Origin of the sequence: Streptomyces sp. SID5785 (genome assembly GCF_009870065.1) — a bacterium.
Taxonomy (GTDB): Bacteria; Actinomycetota; Actinomycetes; order Streptomycetales; family Streptomycetaceae; genus Streptomyces.
Genome location: NZ_WWIA01000728.1, coordinates 1 through 6,332, shown reverse-complemented (window position 1 = coordinate 6,332; position 6,332 = coordinate 1). Strand labels below are relative to the sequence as shown.

Sequence of the window (6,332 nt, the reverse complement as noted above, 5' to 3'; positions counted from 1 at the left end):
TGAGGGCACCCCGAACAAGCTCCTGAAGATCGTCGAGTAACACCGGGCGACCCCCGACCGGCGACCGCCGCGCTCACCCCCACGGGGCGCGGCGGTCGTCCTATGGTGTGGCCATGGCGATCACGCGATACGCGGCCCTGCTGCGCGGCATCAACGTCGGCGGCTCGGTCAAGGCGAAGAAGGTCCCGATGGCGCGGCTGCGCCCGCTCATCGAGGGGCTCGGGCACACCGGCGTACAGACCTACCTGCAGAGCGGCAACGCGGCGTTCAGCTCCGCCGCCCGCGACGAGGACGCCCTCGCGCGCGAGCTGGAGGCGGCCGTCGCCGCGGAGTTCGGCTTCCCCGTCGACATCGTCGTGCGCGACCACGCCTATCTGGCCGCGGTGCGCGACGCCTGCCCCTTCCCCGCCGCCGAGCTGGAGGGGCGGCAACTGCACGTCACCTACTTCTCCGAGCCCGTCACCCCGGACCGCTTCGCCGCCGTCGACGCCGCCGCGTACGCGCCCGAGGACTACCGGCTCGGCGACCGCGTGCTCTACCTCTACGCGCCGGACGGACTCGGCACCTCGAAGCTCGGCGCCCGGCTCGCCGCGCCCGCCCTCACCAAGGGCCTGATCGCGACCAGCCGGAACTGGAACACCGTCAGCAAGCTCGTGGAGCTCACCGAGCAGGCGTGAAAGGCTCGCCCCATGCGCTACGTCATCATCGGAGCAGGTGCGATCGGCGGCGCCCTGGGCGGGCGGCTGGCCGGATCCGGACACGAGGTCGTGCTCGTCGCACGCGGCAGCCAGTACGAGGCGCTGCGGGCCCACGGCCTGCGGCTGCAGACCCCGGACGGGGTCCACACCGTGCGGCCCCCCGTCGTGGCCGGGCCCGAGGAGCTCGGCACCCTGCGCGCCGACGACGTCCTCGTGCTCGCCGTGAAGACCCAGGACACCACCGCGGCGCTCGGCGCCTGGGCCGGCCGGCCCGTCGCGGGCGGCGGCACCGCCGCCGCCAGGCTCCCGCTGGTGTGCGCGCAGAACGGCGTCGAGAGCGAACGCCTCGCGCTGCGGGTCTTCGCGCACGTGCACGCCATGTGCGTGTGGCTGCCCGCGAGCTTCGTCGAACCGGGCGTCGTCCGCGCCGACGGCACCCCCCTCACCGGCATCCTGCACCTCGGCCGCTACCCGTCCGGCGCCGACGCCACCACGCACGAGATCGCCGCCGCGCTCGGCAGCTCCCGGTTCGACGCACCGGTCGTGGACGACGTCATGCGCTTCAAGTACGCCAAGCTCCTGGCCAATCTCGCCAACGCGATCGAGGCGGTCTCCGGCGTCATCGACTCCGACGCCGGACGGTCCCTGTTCGCCCGGGCCCGCGCCGAGGGCGAGGCCGTCCTGGCCGCCGCCGGCGTCCCGTACGCGGACCAGGAGGAGGAGCGCCGGGTGCGCGGGGACCGGATCCGGCTCGAACCCTTCGAGGGCGCCCCGCGCGGCGGCGGTTCGTCCTGGCAGTCGCTGCTGCGCGGCACCGGCACCATCGAGACCTACTACCTGAACGGCGAGATCGCCCTGCTCGGCCGGTTGCACGGGGTGCCGACCCCGGTCAACGACGTCCTCCAGGAAAGGGCCGCACAGGCCGCGCGGGACGCTCAGCCGCCCGGCGCGACCCCCGTCGACGTGCTCGTCGCGGCCGTCAACGCACGCGCCGCCGGCTGACCGCACCGGCACTGTCGCGTTTGTTCAAGCCGCGGCCCCCGCCGCGTCCGTACCGTCGTGGACATGGACACCGAACTGCGACGCGAGAACCTGCACCCGTCCCTGACCGAGTGTGCCGCCGAGTCCGCCCGGGTCGCGGCGGGCGTCGGTCCCGAGCGGCTCGGCGCGCCCTCCGGCTGCGCCGGCTGGGACGTGCGCACGCTGGTGAACCACTGGGTGCTCCACGGCGCCCACGGCCTGGAGCACCGTGCGCTGCGCACCCCGCTGCCCGACGCGCTGACCGCCCGCGACTTCACCGCCGACCCCGGCTGGGCCGCGGACTTCGCCGCCCGGCTCGACATCGCCGTCGCCGCCTGGGCCGGGCCCGCGGTGTGGGAGGGCGAGATCGACCTGGGGTTCGCCCGCCAGGCGGCGCCCGAGGTCGCCTCCCTGCTCCTGCTCGAACTGGCCTTGCACGGCTGGGACGTGGCCCGCGCCACCGGGCAGGACTTCAAGGTCTCCGACGCCACCGGCCGGCTGGTCCTCGACGTCGTGACCGACAACGCCGCGACGTACCGCCAGTACGAGGGATTCGCCGAGGCCGTCCCTCCGGCCGACGGCGCCACCGCGTTCACCCGCGCGCTGGCGCTGAGCGGTCGCGACCCGCGCTGAGCACGGGGCAGGCCCGGCGGCGCCGCGCGTTCCGGCGTCACTCGCCGCGCCAGTCGTCCCGCCGGGCCAGCCGCACCGCGGGGCCGGTCGCCAGCCCCGCCCCGACGAACAGCACCGCGAGCACGGTCCAGCCGACCGGGCCGTGCTCGATCGCGGTCACCGTCACCAGCGCGGGCGCGGCCATCGTCGCGGCGGCCTGCCCCGAGTTGAACACGCCCTGGTAGACGCCCTGCGCGCGGGCGTCCGCCAGGCCGTAGCCGACCGTCCAGCCGCCCGCCGCCGACAGGATCTCGGCGAACACCTGGAGCACCGCGCCCGCCACCAGCACCGCGAGCGCCGCCGCAGGACCGAGACCGGCCGCCGCGGCGAACGCCGCGCAGGCCGGGACGAGCAGCAGTCCCGAGCGCCGCATCGCCCGGACCGCACGCGCCAGGTCCGTCACGCCCCGCGTCGCCCGCACCTGGAGCAGCGCCACCAGCACGCAGTTGAGGATCATCAGCAGGGCCGCCGACCAGCGTGGGGCGTCCGTGTGCTCGACGATCCACAGCGGCAGCCCCACCTCCAACAGGCCGTACTGCAACGCCAGTACGGCATTGCAGCAGGTCACCGCGAGGAACGGCAGATCGCGCACCGCGCGCCAGCGGCTGCCGGCCGGGGTGTCCTCGGCGGGCCGCCGTCCCGCGGTGCCCGGCAGCCGCAGCACCATCAGCGCCGACCCGGCGAACGCGACCGCGTCCAGCAGGATCAGCGTCGTGTACCCGGCCCGGCTGTCCCACTGCAGGGCGAGCGCCCCGAACCCGCCGCCGACCCCCATGCCGACATTGGTCACCATCCGCAGGTGCGCCCGGCCCTCCACCCGGGTCGCGGGCGGCAGCACGTCCGCGTAGAGCGCGTTGCGCACGCCCATGCTCGCCTGGCTCAGCGCCGCGTAGGCGATCGCGGTCGCCAGGAACGCCGCGTACGAGCCGATCACGGTGTACGCGGCCAGCGTCAGTCCGCAGCCGGTCCACAACGCCGTGAGCACCGGCCGCCGGCCCCAGCGGTCCGAGGCACGCCCCGCGGGCACCCCGGCCGCCAGCCCGAACAGGCCCGCGATCGTCAGACCGACACCGACCGAGGTGGCGCCGAGACCGATGACGCGCGTGAAGTACAGCACGCTGACCGGGAAGAACAGGCCCCGGCCGAAGGCGTTGAGGAGGGTGAACAGCGACAGGCGCAGCAGCAGCGGATCGGTCGGCAGGAGCCCGCCGAGGCGGGTGGCGGGAGCGGCGGCCGGGGCCGCGACGGGGGGTGACGTGGTCATGCCCCCAGCAAACGGGGCTTCCCCGCTCCGGCGACAATCCTTTAGCCTCTGGCTAAACATCACGGCCTGGCACGGCCTGGCACGGCACGGCACGGCACGGCTCGGTCCGGCCCGGCACGACAGGAGAGGAGGGGGGAACGGCCGATGATCGAGTTCCGTTTCGTGGTCGGCGACCTCGCCCGCACCTCCTTCGCGTACTCCCCGCTCCAGGAGGCCGTCTACTCGCTGCGCTGCTGGCGCGACCCCGCCCGCTATCCGCACCAGCGGCCCTGGCTGCGCCGCCTCGGCCCCGCCTTCCGCCGCCTCGACACCGAGCTCCTGACCGCGCTGATCGCCCCGAGCCTGTGGATCCCGGACTTCCTCACCCCGCGCCCCGACCGGCCACGCCCCGCCTTCGACCGCCAGCTCGCCGCCCTCGCCGCCACCCCGCCCCACGTGCTGGGTCCCGACATCACCGCCGCGTACGGCCCGGCCGCGGACGCCCTGCCACCGGTGCTGCGCGACGGACTCGCCGACCCCGCGCGCCTGCTCGACCGCATCTGCCGGGCCCTGGACGCCTACTGGCGCACCTGTCTCGCCCCCGACTGGTGGCCGCGCGTGCACTCCCTCCTGGAGGCCGACCTCGCGCACCGCGGCAAGGTCCTCGCCGAGGAGGGCGCACGCGGCCTGTTCGCGAGCCTCGACCCCCGGCTCAGCTGGGACGGCGAGGTCCTCACCATGACCAAGAAGCTCGACCGCAACCCCTGGCCCGAGGCCGACATCGAGATCGGCGGGCGCGGACTCGTCCTGGTCCCCACGATGTTCGCCCTCGGCGCGCACACGAACATCGACTACGCGCTGCCGCCGCTGCTCTGCTATCCGGCCCGCGGTCGCGCGCTGCTCTCCCAGACCCCGCCACCGGCCACCGCGGCCGCCCTCGACCGCCTCCTGGGCGCACCACGGGCCCGCATCCTGCGCCTGCTGTCCGACCCCGCGTCCACCACCGAGCTGGCCCACCGCCTCGACGTCACCCCCGGCGCGGTCAGCCAGCACCTCTCCGTCCTCTACGACGCGGGTCTCCTCGTGCGCACCCGCAGCGGGCGCAGCGTGCGGTACGCGCACAGCGAGCTCGGGGACCGGCTCTGCGCTCAGGCCCCCAGCGCGGTCAACTCGCCGACCAGCGCCTCGTCGTAGCGCTCGACCAGCACCCGCGCCACCTCCGGAGCGGGACCGAGGACCCCGGCGAGGACGTCGGCGTCCGCCGCGCCCGCCGCGATCCGGTCCGGGAGCCGGCCCGGCGCCAGGACGTAGGGGGCCACCGCGACCCGGGCGCAGCCGTCCGCGCGCAGGGCACGGACCGCGTCCTCGGTGCGGGGCAGGGATGCGGAGGCGAACGCAGGCCGCACGGCGCACCAACCGGTGTGCCGCCACTCCCGCGCGATTGCTGCGATCACTGCGATCGCCTCCGGGTCGGAGGAGCCCGCCGAGGCCAGCACGACCCCGGTCGTGGGCCGGTCGGCCGGGGTGAGCCCGGCCTCGTACAGGCGGCGGTCCAGGGCCGCGAGCAGGAGCGGCGACGGCCCGAGGACGTCCGCGCGGTGGATGCGCAGACCGCGCGGGGCCGCCTTCAGGACCGCCGGGATGTCGGACTTCGCGTGGAAGGCCCGGGTCAGCAGGAGCGGGAGGGCGACCACGTCGCGCACGCCCTCGGCCGCCAGGGACTCGAGGACCCCGAGCGGGCCCGGCACGTTGAAGTCCAGGAACGAGGTCTCCACCCGCAGCCCCGGCCGCTGTGCCCGCACCTCGCGGACGAGGGCGTGCACCGTCGCGGCGTGCCGCGGGTCGCGGCTGCCGTGGGCGATGACCAGAAGGACGGGTCGGGGCTGCATGGGAGGTCTCAGTTCCGGACGAGGAGACCGCGGCTGCGCAGCACGCGGCGCTCAAGCGGGCTGAAGATCAGCAGGTCGATGACGATGCCGACGATCAGGATGAGCAGGATGGCGAGGAAGACCATGGGCATCGAGCTGGCCGTGCGGCCGTTCTCCAGGAGCTGGCCGAGACCCACGCCCAGGTCGGGCGAGTTGGCGATGATCTCGGCCGCCATCAGCGAGCGCCAGGAGAACGCCCAGCCCTGCTTGAGGCCGGCGAGGTAGCCCGGCAGCGCGGCGGGCAGCACGACGTGCCACAGGCCGCGCAGCCCCGTCGCGCCGAGGGTGCGGCCGGCCCGCAGGAACAGCGGCGGCACCTGGTCCACGCCGGACACCAGGCCGTTGGCGATGGAGGGCACGGCGCCGAGCAGGATCACCGCGTACATCATCGAGTTGTCCAGGCCGAGCCACAGGACGGCCGGCGGCACCCACGCCACCGACGGCAGCGACTGCAGACCCGACAGCACCGGGCCGATCGCCGCCCGCACGAACTTCACCCGGGACACCAGCAGGCCGAGCGGCGTGCCGATGAGCAGTGCGAAGCAGAAGCCGAGCAGGCCGCGCGAGACGCTGGTCCAGATGTAGCCGAGCAGTTCGCCCTTCAGCCACGCGTCGCCGACCTCGTCCCACACCGCCGACGGCGGCGGCAGCTTGGTCGGGTCGTCGACAATGCCGAACGACACCAGGCCCTGCCAGAGCAGGATCACCAGCACCACCGCGGTCAGCGGCGGGAAGATCTTCTCCCGGAAGGTACGGGAGAAGGGCGTGCGG

General features: G+C 74.8%; 7 protein-coding genes. 4 read left to right on the top strand and 3 right to left on the bottom strand.

Annotation, left to right across the window (positions count from 1 at the left end; all coding sequences use genetic code 11):
- The first annotated feature begins 113 nt into the window (after nt 1–113).
- The 3 genes from GTW43_RS23770 to GTW43_RS23760 all read left to right on the top strand — a co-directional run bounded on the left by GTW43_RS23770 (nt 114) and on the right by GTW43_RS23760 (nt 2,351).
- Entirely contained in the window at nt 114–677 is a 564-nt protein-coding gene (locus GTW43_RS23770; protein ID WP_161304075.1) for a DUF1697 domain-containing protein, read from the top strand.
- Nucleotides 678–689: 12 nt separating this feature from the next.
- Nucleotides 690–1,700 (top strand): 2-dehydropantoate 2-reductase N-terminal domain-containing protein, encoded by a 1,011-nt coding sequence (locus tag GTW43_RS23765; RefSeq protein ID WP_161304074.1) that lies wholly within the window; start codon nt 690–692, stop codon nt 1,698–1,700.
- Between the two features lie 63 nt (nt 1,701–1,763).
- Nucleotides 1,764–2,351 carry a TIGR03086 family metal-binding protein gene (locus tag GTW43_RS23760; RefSeq protein ID WP_161304073.1) on the top strand — a complete coding sequence of 196 codons (588 nt, stop codon included), beginning with the start codon at nt 1,764–1,766 and terminating at the stop codon, nt 2,349–2,351.
- Nucleotides 2,352–2,388: 37 nt separating this feature from the next.
- Here GTW43_RS23760 and GTW43_RS23755 read toward each other — a convergent pair whose 3' ends face one another.
- Nucleotides 2,389–3,654: an MFS transporter gene (locus GTW43_RS23755; RefSeq protein WP_161304072.1), complete on the bottom strand. Its 1,266-nt coding sequence runs from the start codon at nt 3,652–3,654 to the stop codon at nt 2,389–2,391.
- A gap of 144 nt (nt 3,655–3,798) precedes the next feature.
- Here GTW43_RS23755 and GTW43_RS23750 point away from each other — a divergent pair, with 144 nt between their 5' ends.
- Complete coding sequence (locus GTW43_RS23750) at nt 3,799–4,827, top strand: helix-turn-helix domain-containing protein (protein WP_202501861.1); 1,029 nt, start codon at nt 3,799–3,801, stop codon at nt 4,825–4,827.
- Here GTW43_RS23750 and GTW43_RS23745 read toward each other — a convergent pair.
- Nucleotides 4,782–5,522, bottom strand: a complete 741-nt coding sequence (locus tag GTW43_RS23745) for a sirohydrochlorin chelatase (protein ID WP_161304071.1) — start codon at nt 5,520–5,522, stop codon at nt 4,782–4,784. The genes GTW43_RS23750 and GTW43_RS23745 overlap by 46 nt on opposite strands.
- An 8-nt stretch (nt 5,523–5,530) precedes the next feature.
- The coding region (locus tag GTW43_RS23740; protein WP_161304070.1) for an ABC transporter permease at nt 5,531–6,332 on the bottom strand (802 nt) is incomplete at its 5' end.